Here is a 19,888-nt window from a genome sequence, read left to right on the forward strand (position 1 = left end):
TCCGCCCGGGAGCTTTCCCTGTCATGCACTCATCACCCCGCCCGCCCGGCACCGCCGGTTCCGTGCGCCTGGGTGCCGGACGCCACCGGATCTCGGCCGCCGGCGTCGTCGTGATCACGGTGAGCGCGGCCGCGCCCGCCGCCAAAGTCATCACGTTCACCACCGGCGGCGCCGCGACGGCCGGCTTCGCGATCGTCGTCGTGATCGTCGGTGCGCTGGTGATGCTGCAGGGCGTCGGCTACCTCGCGGCAGCGCGCACCCTGACCGATGCCGGAGTCCCGACAGGGTTCTACACCGTCGTGGCGCACGGCCTCGGGCGTCTGCCGGGAATCACCGCGGGGTGGATCGCGGTCGCCGCCTACACGGCCTTGGCGGCGGGAATGGCCGGGATGGCCGGGCACGCCGTGTCGACCGCGGTGGCCGCCGACGGTGGCGGTGACGCGATGCCGTGGCAGATCGGTGCCACAACCGTCATTCTGGTCGCCGGCACCGTCGGAGCCTGGCGCCTGGCGGCCGTGCGGGCCGTTCTCGGCATCGTTGCCGCGCTCCAGATCGCCGCCATGGTCTTCCTCGCCCTCAGCGGCTCGCTCCCACACACCCTGCTCGGCGACCAGGCGGCCGAAGCGACAGGACCGGCGCCACTGATCCTGGGCGCCGCTGTCTTCGCCGGAGTGGAAATCAGCGTCATGTACGTCAGCTCCTGCCGTGCCGGGCACCGCGGGATCACCAGAGCCGGCGTCACCACGCTCGGCTTGCTCATCGTGCTGACCGCGGGGACCACGATCGCACTCAGTTCCGCGGCCAAGAGCGACGTCGCGGACGCGGCGACACCCAGTGCTGGCCCGCTGATCGCGGGCTGGGGGATCGTCGCCGCCAGCGCCGCCGCTGCGACCGTCGCCCTGCACAACGCGGCAACGGCGTACGCCGTCCAACTCGGACGCGATGCCGCGGCACCAGCTGTACTCGGGACAACCAGTACCCGCCGCCACCGGCCCGTCATCGCGACCGCCGTCCAGACCCTGCTCGGGTTCGCGGCGATCGGCACCGCGACCGCCACCGGCATGGACGTGCTGACGTTCTCGCGGGTGACCCTCGTCAGCGGAACCGTCGGCATCCTCGTCCTGCTCGCAGTCACGGCCCTGTCCGTCACCGCCCAGTGCGTCACCCGGTCGGATCGGGAGTCGCCCGCCGCGCGCACTCGACGCCGCCGGATCGGCACCTCCAGCATCACCGCAAGCGTCCTGCTGACCTTTCTAGCCCTGCTCGTGCTGTCGCGCCCCTCGGCCGCGCTCGGCGTCGGGCCGGAGTCGTGGCTGCCCGCAACAGTTCTCGCGGGGTACGTCGTCGTCCTGGTCATCGCGACCGTGTGGGCACTGCTGATGCGGCGACGGACCGAACTCTACCGCCGCGTCGCCGGACTCGGCACCGCAACAACAAGAACGCGCCTGTAGCCAGCGCGGTGACAAAGAGAGCAGCGTCCACTATGGACAAATTGCTGAAGTCGATGCGCCTGCTCCCTTTGCCCACGCCCCAGATCGTCGAGCATCGTCGAGATGCCAACCAGGTCCCGGCCCACGCCGGGAAACCCAGTGATGAAGGAAAATGAGGTTCCTTGAACTCCACGACACGAACACCCAGGCGCACGAGACCTCGTGAGGCAGGCCGGGCGGCGACAGCGCTGACCGTCGCCACGGCCTACAGCGACGCCGCGTCCTTCCGGACGTTCACCTACGACGCGGCGTAGCCATGCTCGGGTCGGCGCCGGACTTCACCAGGGAGCCAGGCCGACGCCGACCCGGGGGTAACGCGGGACCCGCCGTGCACGCGCGCCGCCGGTTGAGAAACCCGGGATCAGGCGAGGTACTTGCCTCACCGCGTGTCCGGGTAGCCGATGGCGCGGCGTCCGACGTGGACGCTGCGGGTCGCGTGGACACCGAAGGCGTGGCCGCAGCCATCTGGCTGCGGCCACGTCTCTTTCGTCTGACACGACCCGATGCTCGTCATTAGCCGGTGTCTGATGCATTGCGCCGCAAAATATTCCCGGATCCGCAAAGGACTCGTCTCGTGACCACGCCTGCTCGACCGTCCACTAGTGCCGATCATCACTGGCGTCATTTCGCGAGGCGGCAACCCGGACGTCGCCTCCATCGGCATCGCCACCCGCCTCGGACCACGCGACATCGCCTGGATCCACCAGCGCCTGGCCGCCGCCGCACCGTCTGCCCCAGCGTTGTTCACACAACATCGCCCACTGCTTCCGGGAGCGTCCCAGGGCCACGATGAACCCGGCCAGCTCGGAAAGAAATCCACAGTGGACGCGAGCAAACCCATTGGGTCACGACAAATGCGGCGTGGTCCGTTCGTTAATCGACCGGACCCACGAGGCGCAGGCGGCGACCGGGTGGGTCCGGATAGGTCATCGCGTGCAGCAATGCCTGCACCGAATACGCCGCGACCGTCCTGCCCGGCCCATGCAGGCTGGGAGCCCAGGCACCGGTCTGGTGCACGGAGACTGTCCTCAACGCGGATGTCAGCCGAGTCTCGCTCTGCTCGTTGTTCGGCCAGGCAAGCCGCTCGACCACCAGGTCGAACACGTCGCGGTGGGCGATGTAGTTGTCCTGGTCATCGAGCAGGTCCGAGCGTGCCAGGACGATGAGCACCAGCGTGGCGTCATCAAGGGTCTCGGGCATCGGTGTTCCAGCGTGAGCCAGCGAGTCGAGATGCCGACGCAGGATGGCGCACACCCACTGCCGCGGGTCGCTGCCGGACCGTGCCGCCGTGTACTGGATCAGCATGGCGAGGTCGTCGGGGAGGCTGAGCTGCACGACAGGGCTCCTTCGGGTACGTGCTGGGCGCTCTCGCTCCTGCGGAGCGACCACTGATGACCGCTTCTCCACCCGGTCGTGAGCACCAGGAGGTTGATCCAGTAACGCGCCGTCAGTAACGTTACTGTCATCGGGGTCCGGTGAACACCCCGACTACACCGCCCGGCCATCACGGAGGCCCCCGGCCTCGAACAGCGTGGCTCCGCCGCTCCTGAAATCGACGAACATGCCCAGACCACGTACTGAATTCCACGCCTGCCAGGCCTGCGTATTCGCGCCCCGGGCCGCGCGGCGTCGCGCAGCGTGGATGCAGGCGTGACGATGGCATCGTGGGTTCTGGCGACACTGATGACCGTCGCCGCGCTTCCGGCCGCGATCGTCGTCCTGCTGGTGGCGCGCACCCGCCGAGCGAACCAGGGATCCTCGCCGCCACCGCGACTGCAGCTGTCCAAGCCGCAGACCAGGCTGCTCGCCGAGCAGATCGCAGTCCGCAACGAGCGCCGTCGTGCGCTGGATCCGGAGGCGACCGAGATTCTGTTCCCACCGTGGCTCATTCCGGCATCGTCGGACGACGATGCCGATGACGGGCCCGCCGCCGGCCACGCCTGATGAGCTCAGGCGCTAGCTGGGCAACCCAGATGCGCATCCTCGCTCCTCGGATCCTCGCTTGAATACCAAGCCTGTGGTACCCGCCTGCAGCCTCCGCAAGGCGCAGAGTCAGGAAGGAGCGTCCGGTCGACCCAGTCCTGTTCGCTGAGCTGGAGCGCCGGGCATGGTGTGGCGGCGCTCCAGCAGTTTCGACGCAAGATCGCCGAGGTCGAATTGGCCGATCTTCAAACCCTGGACGGCTTCGACCAAGTCCAGGCCGTCAGCATGCTCATCAACCGAGGCGAATACGGCGCAGCATCACCGGCGACCTGGGCAGCCTGTCCGCCACCCTGGGCCACCGGATCTCCCAGGTCGAGCGCAGAACGCGGACAGGGCAGACCCGCGTCTGACGACGAGCAGCCTTGCCAGGCTCGGATGTCCGCGCGTGACCTGCCCGATCAGGTCAGGAAGGCGGCGGCCCGAGCCGCCACGACCGGGTGATCAGCACCGGCCGCACGTCGGAAAGCCTTCTCTGCCACATCGGCGCGACCCCGCAGGTGCGCGCTCACCCCGACCTGGAGCGCATCGGCTGCGGGGACCGTCGTGATGATCGCGTCCCAGGTCTGGTCGTAGATCGGCCGCGTCGGATTGCCGCGACTGCCATCGTCGGCCGCGGCGACGTAGCTCATCACCTGCCACGTGTCCTTTTCCTTGCCGGAAAACAGAATTCCGCTGCTGGCGCCAGCGGGCGCCAATGTCGCCCACTCCAGTGCGCTGGCGAACCGACGCTGTCCTCGGGGAGCGACGCTGGAGCGGGGGAGCAGGTTCTTCAGCTCGGTCTCGCGGACACCGCGGTGCAGACCCGCGCGGCGGGCGTCGCTTGCGGCTTCGACGAGCATGCGGCCGTCGGCTGCTGCGGCGCCTGCGGACTTGTAGCGCTGCAGCAGGACATTGCCGCCGACGAACGCTTCGCCCACGCTGGTGCTGAAGTCCAGGTCAGGTCGCTGAGCACTCAGCTGCTTGCGCACGTGGTGTTCCAGTTCGAATGAGACGGTGACACGAGCGGCGTACTCGAGCAGCACGACCCGGCCGTTGGCGGTGACCGGGGATCGGTCGGCGAGGATCCGGTCCACCCAGCTGGTGTTGATGCTGGCGATGATGAGCGCGCGGTGGGACACCGCGTCCAGGACACCCGGGGTGAGCAGCAGCAGATCAGCCGGGGAGAGGTCGTCAAGCCAGATCAGGCTCGGCTGGGTGGGGTCGAGCCGCTCGTCGAAGTCCGTCAGCGCGGCGGGGGAGTTCACGGCTGCTGCCACGTCGAGGGCTGTCCAGGTGTGGATGAGGAGGGCGTCGGGGTGACGGCGCACGGCTTCATACATCGACCGTGTGACGCCGGACAGGGGAGCGCCGTCGAGGAGGACGAACGGGTACTGCCGCTCGCCGGTCCGCAGTCCGTGCCGTAGCGCCTCCGTGGCGTCGTCGAAGCGGCGGCCGGCGGACTCGGTCACGATGAACTCCTCGGGCTGGGGATCCGGCGGACGCCCCAGTATCGCGGGCCGTCGGCGACGACGCGGACGCACCTGGCACGGGAGGCTTAGCCCGCCTGGCACGATCGCACCCATGCCCCCAATCCTCACCGAGCCTGTCGGCTAACTGGCCGGCATGAACCCCGCGGTCCGCAACGTGGTCTCCAGCGCTGGGTAGCTGTAGAAGTCGCCCTCACCCTCGGACGCCCGGCACTTGGTCACGAAGTCAACGAACGCACCACCGCGGACTGACCCCAGGTACGCGGTCGTATGGAAAAGCTGGACCGCCAGCTCCGGCATGGCTGCCGCGAGCCGGCACTCGCTGTTGTCGAACCACGAGGTGAGTACCTGCTGCAGCGTCTCGGGCGTGAGACATGAGGCATGCTGGACGACCAGCCGTCCGACCTGTTCGCCGGTGCGCCAGCTTCCCGCGGCCCGCAAGAACTCGATGATCTTCGGCACGAAGAAGCCGTTCGGCCGGGCGGCGATGACGGCCATCTGGTGATGCATGCTGAGACCGTCGAATCGGGCCTGCAGGATCGGCAGCCGGGCTCGCGCGTAGGCGCTGCCGACCAGCCCCAGGCTGAGGGCGACCTCGGCTGGCAGTGGATCGAACTCGCCGACCGAGATAGGGACGTTGAGCAGGTTTTGGAACCGGTCGGACAGGGCCTGGTCCACCGAGGTCCAGAAGTAGTCCTGGTCGGCCATCCGAACCAGCACGCGCAGTTGGGTGGCGGCGTCGAGCAGCGCGAAGCGCTCCCGGGTGTCGCCGACGGCATCGCGCACCACCTCGCGCGCGCGATCAGCAAATGCGAGCAGCGCGACCGCCATTCGATCGGCGTGCGCGGCAGCGGGCATCCGCCCGTCTGGGTCGAGCTCGAGCATCGCCGCCTTCGCGGCGACCTTGATGATCGTCGTGCGCGTGGCGTCCCGGACCCGGTCGTGGAAGGTGGCCTGGATGTGCGGGAGAGACGGTACGAAGAGCGGGTCGCAGATGTAGTTCTTGAACTCCTCCAGCAGCGTGCCACCCTGCGTCGGCGGGTGGATCAGCAACGTGGTCAACGCGGCGGCGAGATGCCCGCGGGCGATCTCTGGCCTTGGGTTGTAGACCTCCCCGGCCGCGCGCAGCGACGGATGTGCGCACAGGTGACGATCCTCCCGGATCCGGTCCAGCTCCCGCTTGCCGACGGTGTCGACCAGCTCGAACTCCACGGCCTTGTCCACCAGCGACGCCTCGATCCGCTGCATGGCGCGCACCCCCTCGCCCGTCAGTCCTTTTGCCTGAGCGTCGGTGACGTCCTTGCGGAACGGCTCGGCCTTCTTGTCGCCCTCGTCGGCCAGCCGGATCAGCTTGACGATGATGTCCGCACTGACCGCCGACCAGGTCGCAGCGATGCTCGATCGGATCGCGCCTGCGTTGTAACACCGCCACGCCTCGGCGGCGAGCGGCCGCACTTCCGGGCTCCACACCTGCGCGACGAGCGTTTCCAGATCAACCGCCACCGCTGTCCCCTCTCCGGCCTCCGGCTCTCGCCGAGGCTGGTAACCCTACGGCCTGCAGCCCAGCCCGAACCTCACGGTTTTCGCCGGCCTTGCCTCGCCGAAGCACGCGGCATGACACGCTGTATGCCCAGCTCAGGATAGTTGGCAAATCAGCTGCCACCCGGCAAGGTGGACGAGGTGAGCCGAAGCAGCGCGATCCGCAAGCTGGCCAGGATGCTGCAGGTGAAGACCGGCGTCCGGGTCGAGGCGACCTACGACCAGTACAGCTCGCACAAGACCGCGGGCTGGTATTTGACCTGGTGCGACGGGCCGACGATCGACACGATGCGCCGCCGCGCGACCGCGGCGGCCCGCGGACTGGCCGAGGTGGACACCGCGCAGCTGCGACTCCGGCGCGAAAGCACCGATGCCGCGGAGGTCGCGGCGTTCCTGGCGTTCGTGCTGCCCCATCCGGCGATGGTCAAGGAGCCGCCGCTGGACGCGCTGATGAGTCACAGCACCACTGACTTCCCCGGAAAGATCGATCAGCAGGTGTGGGACATGGCCCGGTTCGCGCTGGCGCAGCCCGAGCTCGCGGACACCTACGACAAAGGCCGCAAGGCGATCGACTACATCGTCAAAGTCGGCCTCAACGGGCTGAGGCTGGACATGTGGCTGACCGGAGCCGGTCGGCAAGCAGATTGCCAACCTGTGCCACCAGCGGTGGAGACTGATGTCGTATCCGGCAAGGTACGCCGTGACCTGGAACGGATGATCGACACCGTGCAGGCCGAGCTCGTCGGCGGCAGCGCCCATCACGACGACCCGCGTGTGCAGCTGCTCGTCGCCGAGACCAGCCGCCAGCTGCTGCTGGAGATCGTCGACCAGCATCAGCGGCGAACCGCCGCGCACGCCCTGGTCGACGGCGCCGGCCTGTCCTCGCTCAGCTCGATGATCGGCCTGGCTCCGCGGACGCTGGGCATGCGCTGGGGTAAGCACCTGGACTCGGACCTGGCGCCCCTGACGTGGCTGCGCGACAACGCCGCGGCGTGGGCTTCCGCGTGCGCGGCCGCCGGCGGTGCCCTGCGCGGATCACGCGGGTTCTACCCCGACCAAGAAACCCGCCAGGACCTGTGGATCCTCAACGACGCCGACGCAACCCGCGGATGGCGAGTCCTCGTCCAGACCCCCGACGCGGCGCGCCGCGTGCTCGCAGTGACCCGCAACCGCCAGCCCGCCGGCACCGAAGAGGCACTACGGGACCTCGAGGCTCAGCTGCAGGCCCATGATCAGGCGCAGCCGCCCGGTAGCCGCGAACGCGCACGGCGCCGCACTCCATCCATTCCCCACGCCCCGGCCGCGGAGCCGGCGGACTCTACGCCAACTCGGAACGACGGGTGGGGATGAGGCCGCGGTTCGATGAGCCGCAACATCCGTGACGCCGATTGCCTGACTGAGCATGGAGCCGCTCCCTCCACCATGGAGAAGCGCATCCGGTCACTACCTGGCCGCCACAGTGGACGGTGCGCTCGAACCAGCGCATCGGTGAACACGCGCCCGACCGGCGAAGTGGATGCTCTCGTCGGCGAATCCGCGCCATGCCTTGTTTGCGCGTCCGCTTTCATTGTGGTGCCGACGGACGGGCTCGGGTGTCTTCCACAGAGGATTCGCGCGAGGTGCCCAGCGTGACGGCCAGATCGGGGGCCAGCACAAGAGAACTCGGCATGTGACCTGCGAGAACAAGGCCTATTGTTGTCAGCCGGTTGGCCTAATGTGGAGTCATGTCCGCCCAGCGCTCGATTCGGGACGCGGCCGCATCGGCAGGCCAGCTGCCTGCCGATGTGACCACGTTCGTCGGGCGCAAGAACGAGCTGGGGCAGGCCAAGCGGCTGCTGTCGAACGCCCGGCTGCTCACGCTCACCGGCTTCGGCGGTGTCGGCAAGACCCGGCTCGCCCTGCGATTGGCGCAAGAATCGCGCCGGGCGTTCCCGGGCGGTGTGCGCCTGGTGTCTCTGGCGGCGCTGGCCGAGCCGGAACTGGTTGCCAGTGCTGTTGCCGAGGCCTTGGGCGTGCGCGACCAATCCGCCCGGCCGCCCATGGATGCGCTCATCGAGCACCTGCAGGACCGGCGCCTGCTGCTCGTCCTGGACAACTGCGAGCACCTGGTGGACGCGGTCGGTGTCCTCATTGGCACGCTGCTGGGCGTCGCGCCGAATCTTAAGATCATCGCCACCAGCCGGGCCCATCTCAACGTGCACGGCGAGCATGTCTTCGTGGTTCCGCCGCTCTCGGTGCCCGATGAGGACACGCTGGAGTCCGGCCACGCCGTGCTCACCGAGTTCGAGGCCATCCGCCTGCTGGTCGATCGTGCCACAGCCGCCGGATACCCCGTATCCGACGACAATCTGCGCGACCTTGCCCGGCTATGCCGCCGCCTGGACGGCATCCCGCTGGCGATCGAACTGGCCGCCGTGCGACTGAAAACCCTTTCGGCACAAGAGATCCTGCGCCGACTCAGCGATCGCTTCCGGCTGCTCACCGGTGGCGATCCCCGCGTCGTGCCCTCATACCACCAGACTCTGCGTGCCACAGTGGACTGGAGCTACGCGCTCTGTTCGCACGCCGAGCACACCCTGTGGGCCCGGCTCTCGGTGTTCGCCGGCAGCTTCGACCTGGATGCCGCCGAAGCCGTCTGCGCCGGCGGCGGCTTTGTCGCCGACGACGTGCTCGACCTCCTTGCCGGCCTGAACCAACAGTCGATCCTCACCGTTGACAACAGTCGAAGCTCCGCCAGGTACACCCTCGTGGATACCGTGCGTGAATATGGCCAGGAGCGGCTCGACGAACTCGGCGACACCGCGCGAATGCGACAGCGGCACCGCGTCTACTACGAGAACCTCGTGGTCGACGCCTCAACGACTTGGTACTCCTCCCGTGAGATCGAACTGCTGACGCTGCTCAAGGCCGACCTGCCCAACATCCGTGCGCTCATGGACAGATGCCTGAGCGAGCCGGGCGCCGAGGTCTCCGCGATCACTGTCGCGATCGCGCTGTCGCGGGTTCGATTCTGGTTCTTCCACGGCACTATCGGCGAAGGGCGGATGTGGCTGCGACGGAGCCTTGAGCAGATCAGCGCGGGTCACCTCGAGCTGCGCCGCGTCGCGCTGGCGTGCGCCGCGTGGCTGGCTCTGTGTCAGGGGGAGCACGATGACGCTGACACGATCCGCGGCACCTACCGCGAACTCGGGCCCGGCGCCGAGAACGGGTTCGCGGAGGCCGTTGTTTGCTTCGCCGAAGGAATCCGGCGATGGCTGGTCGATGCGCACCCCGACGCCGTGGCGTTGCTGCTGCAGGCGCGCGACCTGTTCCTGCGGCTCGGCGCGCACGGTGACGCGTACATGGCGGACCTGTTCGCGACCATGGCAGCCGGCTTCCTGACCGATCGCGACACTGCGCTGCCGGCCAGCGAGGACCTGCTGAACAAAGCTGAGGCCAGCGGGGGAATCTGGTCGATTTCCTGGGCTCGGTGGGCGGCGGGATTCGCCGAACTGAGGTTCGGCAACCGGCAGCGAGCGACCCGCATGTTGCGCGACGCGCTGAGCCAGCAGCGGGCGATCGGCGACCAGTGGGGCCCGGTGTGGAGTGTGGAAGCACTCGCTTGGGCAGCGGCGGCGATGGGCGAGTTCGAGTATGCGGCCTGGCTGTTCGGCGCCGCCGACCAGATGCGGAAGCTGACCGGAGCCGTGATGTCCGGCCTGCGCACGTTCGCCGAACAGCGAGCCGTAGCCGAGCGGCTGGTGCGCAGCGTCCTGACCCCGCAGCAGTACTCCGCTGCGTATCGGCAGGGAAGCCTGCTCACCTGGGACGAGGCCCTCACCCTGGCTTTGCACCGTCGGGCCCCCGATCCGCGGCAGGCCGCGTCACGGTCGACCTCGAGCGCGGGCGCGACGCTGTCGCGACGGGAAACGGAGATCGCGAAGCTGATCGCCGAGGGACTGAGCAACCCCGACATCGCCAGCAAACTCGTCATCTCCGCACGGACGGTGGAGAAGCACGTGAGCAACATCCTCACCAAGATCGGGTTGAACAACCGGCAGCAGGTCGCGGCCTGGGTCGCGACGCCGGGCAATTTCCCGGCGAGGGGAACCACGTAGTTCCGCCCTCGCCGCTCGGCAAGGGATTGGCCTGTGCAGTGCTGCAAAGTTTGCCCACTCGAGCCCTGCACAGGCCAGGTCCTCACCCGGTTCCGCAGTGTCTCCGAGCCGCACACTTAGGTCGCCGAGCGTGCGGCTGACGGTCACCACGTCCTCCCCCGATCAGTACGAGGACTGCGTCCAGTCTGTGCCGCTCACCCTCGAATGGCATCCGGGGACTCACGTAGGCGAGCACGTACTTCATCACCACGTAGTGACGGCTGGTGATCGCGCCCGGCTGCGGGTGTCACCCGGTCAGCGCATTTCGAACGCATCCGCCGGGCGTCGCGACCCTCGAGCACGGCTACGCCGCGCGCATCACGAGAGTTCCGCTTGCCAGTGGCATCGACCGGCGCGATGCCCCGCTCCATGGGTACTGCGCGACTCCCGAGCCGGGACGGTGGTGGCCGCGTGCCGCGCCGGTACGATTCGTCACGACAACTCGCACCCGGCCCAGGACGTTGGCACTCATGCATTCCGAGATCGGCTGGTGGCAGCGCCGCGGGAATATCGTCCAGGTCACCTATTTCCCAGGTGACAAAGTTCGCCCCGGACACGAATACGAGCCCGACGACAGCCCTGATCACGTCGTTGTCACCATTTTCGCCGAAGATCAGACCGGCGAGGTGATAGAAAACCCTCGGGCTGCCCGCTCGATCGCCGAGGGGATTGGAACGACCCTCACCGACGCGATCAGGAATCTGCACCCGACGCAGGAATTCTCCCCGGCTGCGAGTGACCCTGATCGGCATGTAGAGCCGCCATTCTGAGATTTTCGGCACGGGTGAGCGTCCCCTTGGTGGTTCCGATGACCCGCCAGTAAACGTCGCGATTCCGTCTATTCCGTGACTGCAAAAATCTGCTGCTGCCGTCAATGCGGTGCCTCAGGGTTTTCGCGTCCTCCAATTGCGGCCACGATTTCAGGGGTGCGGACGTGACGTCGCGCCGGTGCTTCATGGTCCGGCTTCGCGCGCGGCAGTTGGGCGCGCGCTCGGCCGCCTGTCGAACGCAGTCACCTCGATCACTCACGCGAATGGGTGACGCGCGTCCCGGGGGTGACCTGCTCTGGCCAGGGCGGATCGGACCCGGCGAAGTTGCACCTTGCGTACAGTAACGCGCACTCAGTAACGTTACTGCGCCCCGCTGTCAGTCGATCAAGGAGCCGTGGTTCCAGCGCCGACGAACGCTTCCACGAGAACTGGGACACGCCCCAGCCCGCCACCGGCCGATGCCGCCGATGCTCTGTTCTCCCTCGAAGCCATCACCAGCGGGCACCCGACGATCGGCGACCGCCTCTACCAGGTGGAAGCGGTTCAATGCATCGTCCTGGGCCTGCGCGACGGCGGCCGCGGACAGCTGCGCGCCGCCTGCGGCACCGGGAAGACCCGCATGTGCCAGCGCGCCGCCGAACTGCTCTGCCCGAGCGGGGGAGTGGTGGTCGTCGCATGCCCCTCGGTCGCCCTGGTCGCCCAAACCCTGTGGGAGTGGTCTGCGACCAACAGCGACCACATCGCCCTGGCCGTCTGCAGCGACGACACCGTCGCCGATTCGGCCACCGCGGTTGCCGACCTGCCCGCGACCGTCACCACCGATCCCGCCGTGGCCGCGGACTGGCTTCGTGCCCCGACGACAGCGGGACTGCGGCTGATTGTCGGCACACACCGCTCGGCGCACGTCATCGGCGCCGCCCTGCAGGCCGCGGGGACCGCTGCCGAACTGCTGATCGTCGACGAGGCGCATCGAGCGGCCGGACGCATCGACAAGCACACCGCGTTGGTGCACGACGACGAGCACCTGCCGGCCACCCGCCGCCTCTACGCCACCGCCACCCCCAAGGTCATCGGCGAAAGCGCGGTCCGGGAAGGCCGCGACGGTCCCCGCCGCTTCGCCAAGCAAATGGTCGGCATGGACGACGAGACCACCTTCGGCCCGGTGCTCTACGACTACCCATTCTCCGACGCCATCGACGACGGCTACCTCGACGACTACCGCCTGGTCGTGATGGGCGCGACACGTCAGGAAATCCGCGAACACCTGGCGGGGCTCCCGCGCGGCGCGGTCGCCGGCAACTCCACGACGTCCCTGCACACCGCGATGGTCCAGACCGTCCTAGCGAAAGCCGCGGCCCAGTTCGGCCTGCGCCGGGTGCTCACCTTCTGCCGCTATCTCAATGAAGCCGCGGACTTCGCCCGCACCATGAACGCCACCCTCGCCGGCCTGCCGGAGTCGATGCGGCCCACCGCACGCCTGACCACCTCCTACGTCGACGGCGGCATGAGCACCACCGAACGAGAGAAACGCCTGCAGCTGCTGGTTAACCCACCCGAGGACGGCTGGACCGTCGTCACCAACGTGCGGTGCCTGGCTGAAGGAGTCGATGTCCCGACCATCGACGGGATCGTGTTCACCCACCCCAAGCAATCCGTGGCCGACATCGTGCAAGCCATCGGCCGCGCTCTGCGTCGCGACCCGGGCGGCACCGGCACCGCTACCATCCTCGTGCCGATCCTGCTGCCCGACGAGCCCAGCGACCTCGACGAGACCGACCTCGCCGACTACCGCCTGCTCTGGCAGGTCGTGCGCGCCCTGCGCGCCCACGACGACAAACTCGGTGTCACCATCGACCGCGCCGAGCACGTCCGCAACAACGCGCGTTACTTCTACGACGAGCAGCAGCCCTTGGAACATGTGCTGGTCACACTGCCGCCCGGCTACGACGACGGCACCTTCCTGCACCACCTCACCGCCCGGATGATCTCCTCGGCCCGCAGCCCCTGGTGGGACAGCTACGCCGCGCTCGAGCGGTTCCACGCCCAGCACGGCCACACCACCGTCGACGCCGGCCACGTCACCGACGACGGCATCAAGCTCGGCGCGTGGTGCGAGAACGTCCGCACCGCCCACCGCCAGGGCCGCCTCGCCGCCGATCGCATCGCCGCCCTGGACGAACTCGGATTCGACCTGTACCCGCGCGCCGCGGAGTGGGCTGCCGGGCTGCGCGCCGCCACCGCGTTCCACGACCAGCACCAGCATCTGGAGCCGGTGCGCTCCCTGCGCGTCGAGGGCGTCGACTTGCGGAGCTGGCTGGACAAGCAGCGCGCCCGCCGCGCGGCCGGTGAGCTGGAACCGCCGCGACAGGCTGCGCTGGACGCGCTGGGGATGCGCTGGCACGACGAGCCGGAGACGTTTGAGGACCACGTCGCGGCGCTGACCGAGTACCACGCCCGGCACGGCCACATCGCCATCGCCCCGGATCCGAACACCTCGGACGGCCGCCTCGGATCCTGGCTGATCTCGGTGCGGATCGAGCGCAAGAGGAACAAGCTCACCGACGCCCAGATCGCCGCGCTGGACGCGCTCGGGATGCACTGGATCACCCCGAAGGGACCGCATCCGGTGTTCCAGGCATCGCTGGACGCGCTCGGGATGCACTGGCACGACGAGCCGGAGACGTTCGAGGACCACGTCGCCGCCCTGGCCGACTACCGCCGGCAGCACGGACACATCACGATCGCCCCGGATCCGAACACCCCGGACGGCCGCCTCGGCGCATGGCTGGAGGCCGTCAGGATCCAACGGCGGGCCGACGCGCTCACCGGCGAGCAGATCGCCGCGCTCGACTCGCTCGGAATGCGCTGGAACCCCCGGCCGATCCCGCAGCCGGTGTTCCGCGCCGCCGCCCCACCAGGCTGATCACCCACCGAGCCTGAACCGCTGCTCCCGTCCGACCTTCGGCACAGCCCGCACACCGAGGACAACCATCGCGTGGCACCCAGCACAATTCGACGACGAACCCGCGACACCGCAACAGCCGGCCAGACGGCGTTGTTCACGACCGGCCCGGCAGGCGATGCGCCCGCGCGTGCGTTCAGCGACCGGGCCTACCAGCGTGACGCAGTTGCCCGCGTCGTCGACGGTCTGCGCGGCGGCGGCCGCGGCCAGCTGCGGGCCGCGTGCGGCACCGGCAAGACGCGGATGGCGCAATGGTCGGCTGAACGGCTGGTGCCCCACGGCGGGATCGTCGTCATCGTCGTGCCCACCGTCGGCCTGGTCGCTCAGACCCTCGCAGCCTGGGCCGAGAGCGACGACGACCACCGCGCGCTGGCGGTCTGCAGTGACGACTCGGTCGCCGTCGAGGACCAGGCCAGTACCGAGGACATCCTCGAGCCGGTCACCACCGACTCCGACGTCGTCGACGCATGGCTGCGGGCGGGCAACACCGCAGCCGTCCGGCTCATCGTCGGCACCCACATCTCCGCGCACGTCATCGGCGCCGGCCTACAGAAAGCCGGGATCGCGACCGACCTGCTGGTCATCGACGAGGCGCACCACAGCGCCGGCTCGGTCGGCAAGGCCACCGCCCTGCTCCACGACGACGAGGTCCTGCCCGCCGTCCGCCGGCTGTACATGACCGCCACCCCGCGGATGTGGGAATCCGGCAAGGCCAGCGACACCGCCGTCTACAGCATGGACGACGAGCACGTCTTCGGCCCGGTGCTCTACCACTACCCGTTCTCCCGGGCGATCGACGAGGGCTACCTCGACGACTACCGCCTGGTGGTTGTCGGTGTCACCCGCGCCGAAGTGCTGGCGGTCCTGCGCAACTCCGAACGCCACCTCGGCGCCCGAGGTCGTCTGCCCGACGAGCACACCGCGATGGTCCAGGCCGCCACCGCTCGCGCCGCCGCCGAACTCGGGCTGCGCCGCGTCATCGCCTTCTGCCCGCTGGTCCAGGATGCCAAGCGATTCGCCGATACCTTCCAGCAGACGATCGACGCGATCCCACCTGCGTTGCGGCCACGCCGTCCCCTGCATGCCGCACACGTGCACGGCAAAATGAAACAGGCCCAGCGCCGCGAGATCCTGTCCCGCCTGGCCAACCCGCCCGATGACGGCTGGTCGGTCATCTCCAACGCCCGATGCCTGTCCGAGGGCGTCGACCTGCCGACCGTCGACGGCATTGCTTTCACCGCACCAAAAAAGTCACCGACCGACATCGTGCAGGCCGTCGGCCGAGCGTTGCGCCGCGACCCCGAGGGCAGCGGGATCGCCACGATCATCGTGCCGATCCTGCTCGCCGACGACGATGCCGCTGCCGACGACGACACCATCGACGCCGGTAGCTACGACGTGCTGTGGCAGGTCGTGCGCGGCCTGCGCGCCCACGACGACATGCTCGGCAACGCCCTCGATACCTGCCGCGCCAGCCACTTCACGACCGAGTCCGGGCTGGATCGCCTGGATTTCATCCTGCCCGACACCCACACCGCCCAAGCCCCGAAGTTCGTCGAGCACCTCACCATCCGGCTGGTCAAATCAACCACGTCGAAGTGGTGGGACGGCTACGCCCACCTCGCCGACTTCCATGCTCGCTGGGGCCATTCCCGGGTGAACCCCGGCCACATCACCGGCGACGGCTTCCGGCTCGGCAACTGGGTCAGCGCCACCCGGGTGGCCTACAAGCAGAATCGGATCGGCGCCGACCGCGTCGCCGCGCTGGGCAAGCTGGACTTCATCTTCGATGCGCGCGCCGCGGACTGGGAACGCGGATTCAGCGTCGCCCACGCCTTCTGCACCGAACACGGGCACCTGCGGCCGCCGGCCACGTTCCGCCAGGACAACGTCAGCCTGTCGGCCTGGCTGGGATCACAACGCGCCGCCCACGCGCGCGGCACTCTGCCGGCTGATCGCAAGGCCCGCCTGGACACCATCGGCATGCACTGGCCGAGGAAGCAGAAGGGCCACAGCCACACCCGGGAGGAACGGCTCGCCCAGGTCCGCGACTTCTACACCGCACACGGGCGGCTGCCCAGCCAGAAGTCCGACCCGGCGCTCGGCGCGTTCCTGACCAAGATGCGCACGGCCTACCGCAACGGCACCCTCGAACAGCCCGTCATCGACGCGCTCGACGAGATGGGCATCGTCTGGGACACCGCAGCCGTCATCGAACAGAACTGGGAGCGCGGACTGGCTGCGGCGACCCGGTACCACATGCTCTACGGCCACCTCGACGTCCGCCGTTCCGACCAGCTGCACTCCCTCGACGAAGACGAAGGCTTCGATCTGGTCGGTTGGCTCAAGCTCCGCCGCGTTGAATGGCAGAAGGGCAAGCTCACCGACGCCCAGATCACGGCGCTGGACGAGCAGGACATGCCCTGGCGTCCCCACCAGGCCAGGTGGGAACACAGCCACGCCGCGTGCGCCGAGTTCTACGCCGAGCACGGGCACCTGCGGGTGCCGCGCAACCACACCGTCCACAACGTCCGCGGCGAGGAATACCGGCTCTGCACCTGGATCGACACTCAACGCGCGAAGCGGGACACCCTCACCGACGACCAAGTCCTGATGCTGGACAAGGTCGGCATGGACTGGGACCCGCTCACCTCACGTTGGACAGCCAACCTTGTTGCGCTGCAGGAGTTCCACGACGAACACGGCCACCTCACCGTTCCCGAAGACCTGGTCAACGACGACGGCATCAACCTTTCCTCCGTCCTGAGCGTCTGCCGCACCCGCCGGCGCCAGAACACGCTGCCCGCCGACCGCATCGCCGCCCTCGACGCCCTGGGCATGGACTGGGAACCCGGCAGCGCCAGGTCATGGGACCGCGTCATGGAGGCATTGCGCGCCTACTACGACCAGCACGGCGACATCCTCGTGCCGGCCGATCTCACCACCAGCAAGGGCACCGTCGTCGCCGACTGGCTGACCCTGCAGCGTAAACGCTATGCCGATGGCGAGCTGTCCAGCACTCAGATCGCCGACCTGAACTCCGTGGGCATGATCTGGCAGAAGCGCGTCAGCCGATGGGCCAGGTCCCTGGCCGCCCTCACCGCGGTCCACGAGCGCTACGGCACCATCAACGTCAGCTACGCCCAAGCCGAACAAGATCCTCAGGCTCGCCAGGTCTACACCCTCGTCGTGCAGTACCGCACCGCCCGCACCAAAAACAAGCTGTCCGAGGACAAGATCGCCGACCTCGACGCACTGGGCCTCGACTGGAATCCCCTCTCCGCCCGCGAACAGCAGTGGCAAGCCGCCTACGAAGCCGTCCGGGTCTTCCACACTCAGCACGGCCACCTCGACATTCCCCCCGGCCACAGCATCGGCGACGGCGCAGACCTGGACAACTGGCTGGCCTACCAGAAAGCCAAGCACGGCCGCGGGCAACTTCCCGCCGACCGCGCCAAACTCCTCGACGCCCTCGGCATCGAATGGCCCGCCCCCAGCGACCCCTGGGACCGCGCGATCGCCGAGCTCCAGGACTACATCCGCACCGTCGGCCCGCTCTCGGCCCTGCGCGCCGGCCAGCAGACTGCCAGCGGCTTCCACATCTACGGCTGGGTCGTCAGGCAGCGACGCCGAGCCGAACAAGGCGACCTGCCCGCGGAACGCGTCCAGCATCTACGCGATCTCGGCGCGCTGACCCGCCGGCCCCGCACGCGCAAGACCACCGCGGCACCCAAACGGACGCCATGGTCCGAAGACCTGGCCACGCTCCGGCAGTACCACGCCGAACACGGCGACATCAACGTCAGCCGTGATCGCGAGCCGATCGTCGGCGCGATCGTCGCGCGAGTCCGCGCCGCCCGCCGCGCCAGCACCCTGCCCGCCGACCGCATCGCCGCCCTGGAAGACCTCGGCATCAACTGGGAACCCCGCCACAGCGCCAAGCAACGCGGAATCTCCGCCGCGCGGGCCTTCTACGCCGCGCACGGCCACCTCCTGCCTGAACCCGGCCACATCGAAGGCGACGTCGACCTCGCCGGGTGGATCAGCGCTCGCCGCTCCGCGCGCGCCGCCGATCAGCTCACCGATGCCCAGATCGCCGAGCTGGATGCCCTCGGCATGGTCTGGGACCTGCAGCAGGCAACCTGGGACAAGGAGCTCGCCGCTGCGACCGCGTTCCACGCCGAATACGGCCACCTCAAAGTCCCGCACAATTTCGAGTGCGCTGACTTACGCGGAAAGCCCTACCCGTTGGTCCGGTTCCTGAACCAGCAGCGCAGCCACCGTCGCGCCGGCACCCTCCCCGCCAACCGGGTCGCTGCCCTCGACGCCCTCGACATGGGCTGGAACCCCGTCCAGAGCCGTCAGGAGACGCACCAGGAGCTGTGGGAAACCCACCTCGCAGCCCTGCGCGAATACCACGCCGAACACGGCCACATCGCCGTGTCAAAGTCCCAGACCCACGACGGCGTCGACATCGGCCAAGCAGTCCACCGGGCGCGCCGCCAGCACTCCGTCGGCGACCTCGCGGCCGACCGCGCCGCGGCCCTTGACGCCTTGGGCATGGTCTGGTCACCCAAGGACACCGCCTGGCGACAGATGATCGAGTTCCTGACCGCCTACCGGGCCGAACACGGCCACATCCGCGTTCCCGACGACGTACGCACCGCGCCAGGCATCCTCACCGGCCGCGGCACCCACTCAACTGACGGCGTCGAAGTCAGGGGATGGCTGGGGCGCCAACGCACCAATCGCGCTGCCGGTGAGCTCAGCGACGCCCAGATCGCCGAGCTCGACGCGCTGGGGATGATCTGGGAGCGAGCCGAGGCAACCGAAGAGACCTGGCGCGCCCACTTCGCCGTCGCTCAGCTCTTTCACCAGCAACACGGACATCTCAACGTTCCAGCCGTCAAACCCAGCCAGGCCAAGGAAATCAATGCCCTCTACAACTGGGTCTGCACCCAGCGGCGCCTGCACCAAGAAGGCGGCCTCGGCAGAGACCGGGTCGCGCTGCTGGAATCGATCGGCATGCAATGGAACCCGGTTCCCGCCAAACAAGCCGAATGGCTGCGAATCTTCGGTGAAGTCAAGGAATTCCGCGAACAACACGGCCACTTCTCCTTCGGGTGCGCCGACGCGACCATGATCAAACTGGGAAAGTGGCTGACCCATCAGCGAAATCTGCACGCCAAGGGAGAACTCCGACCCGACCGGGCCGTGCTGCTCACTGAGATCGGCATGGATTGGCGCCCGGACCATGAGCGCGCATGGAGTCAAGCCGTCGCGAGGTTGCGCACATACTGCGAAACCGAGGGAAATCCCAACGACATGCCCGCAAAGTATAAAAGTCCAGACGGTTTCGGGCTCTACTACTGGCTCCGGCGTGCCCGCACCATGGCCGATCGTGGAGATCTGCCCGAACCCGCGGTCATCGACCTTGTCTCCTGCGGACTGCGCATCACGGGCCGCCGCTCATGCCAGAAACCGACGACCCGGTGACGACGCGGGACGGCCGTCGTGCGCCGCATTCAGCGGCTCACCGAGA

General features: G+C 68.5%; 10 protein-coding genes. 7 read left to right on the top strand and 3 right to left on the bottom strand.

What is annotated here, in order from left to right:
• Positions 1 to 23 precede the first annotated feature (23 nt).
• On the top strand, positions 24 to 1,451 hold the full coding sequence (locus tag QQ657_RS09065; protein WP_284741659.1) for an APC family permease: 1,428 nt from the start codon (positions 24 to 26) through the stop codon (positions 1,449 to 1,451).
• 912 nt (positions 1,452 to 2,363) lie between these two features.
• Here QQ657_RS09065 and QQ657_RS09070 read toward each other — a convergent pair.
• On the bottom strand, positions 2,364 to 2,825 hold the full coding sequence (locus QQ657_RS09070) for a hypothetical protein (protein WP_284741660.1): 462 nt from the start codon (positions 2,823 to 2,825) through the stop codon (positions 2,364 to 2,366).
• Between the two features lie 315 nt (positions 2,826 to 3,140).
• On the opposite strand from QQ657_RS09070, the gene QQ657_RS09075 reads away from it, so the two are divergent.
• Entirely contained in the window at positions 3,141 to 3,434 is a 294-nt protein-coding gene (locus QQ657_RS09075; protein WP_284741661.1) for a hypothetical protein, read from the top strand.
• Between the two features lie 437 nt (positions 3,435 to 3,871).
• On the opposite strand, the gene QQ657_RS09080 is transcribed toward QQ657_RS09075, so the two are convergent.
• Entirely contained in the window at positions 3,872 to 5,035 is a 1,164-nt protein-coding gene (locus QQ657_RS09080) for a hypothetical protein (RefSeq protein ID WP_284741662.1), read from the bottom strand.
• A 27-nt stretch (positions 5,036 to 5,062) separates the two neighbouring features.
• Positions 5,063 to 6,442: a hypothetical protein gene (locus QQ657_RS09085; RefSeq protein WP_284741663.1), complete on the bottom strand. Its 1,380-nt coding sequence runs from the start codon at positions 6,440 to 6,442 to the stop codon at positions 5,063 to 5,065.
• 168 nt (positions 6,443 to 6,610) lie between these two features.
• Here QQ657_RS09085 and QQ657_RS09090 point away from each other — a divergent pair, with 168 nt between their 5' ends.
• From QQ657_RS09090 to QQ657_RS09110, 5 genes are all read left to right on the top strand, one after another.
• Positions 6,611 to 7,828: a hypothetical protein gene (locus tag QQ657_RS09090; RefSeq protein ID WP_284741664.1), complete on the top strand. Its 1,218-nt coding sequence runs from the start codon at positions 6,611 to 6,613 to the stop codon at positions 7,826 to 7,828.
• Between the two features lie 374 nt (positions 7,829 to 8,202).
• Positions 8,203 to 10,575 carry a LuxR C-terminal-related transcriptional regulator gene (locus tag QQ657_RS09095; protein ID WP_284741665.1) on the top strand — a complete coding sequence of 791 codons (2,373 nt, stop codon included), beginning with the start codon at positions 8,203 to 8,205 and terminating at the stop codon, positions 10,573 to 10,575.
• 509 nt (positions 10,576 to 11,084) lie between these two features.
• Complete coding sequence (locus QQ657_RS09100) at positions 11,085 to 11,384, top strand: hypothetical protein (RefSeq protein ID WP_284741666.1); 300 nt, start codon at positions 11,085 to 11,087, stop codon at positions 11,382 to 11,384.
• Between the two features lie 394 nt (positions 11,385 to 11,778).
• Positions 11,779 to 14,307, top strand: coding sequence for a DEAD/DEAH box helicase (locus QQ657_RS09105; RefSeq protein ID WP_284741667.1), 2,529 nt, complete (start codon positions 11,779 to 11,781; stop codon positions 14,305 to 14,307).
• Between the two features lie 72 nt (positions 14,308 to 14,379).
• On the top strand, positions 14,380 to 19,842 hold the full coding sequence (locus QQ657_RS09110) for a DEAD/DEAH box helicase (protein WP_284741668.1): 5,463 nt from the start codon (positions 14,380 to 14,382) through the stop codon (positions 19,840 to 19,842).
• Positions 19,843 to 19,888: the final 46 nt, after the last annotated feature.

The organism is Amycolatopsis ponsaeliensis, from assembly GCF_030182635.1.
GTDB classification, from domain to species: Bacteria; Actinomycetota; Actinomycetes; order Mycobacteriales; family Pseudonocardiaceae; genus Amycolatopsis; species Amycolatopsis ponsaeliensis.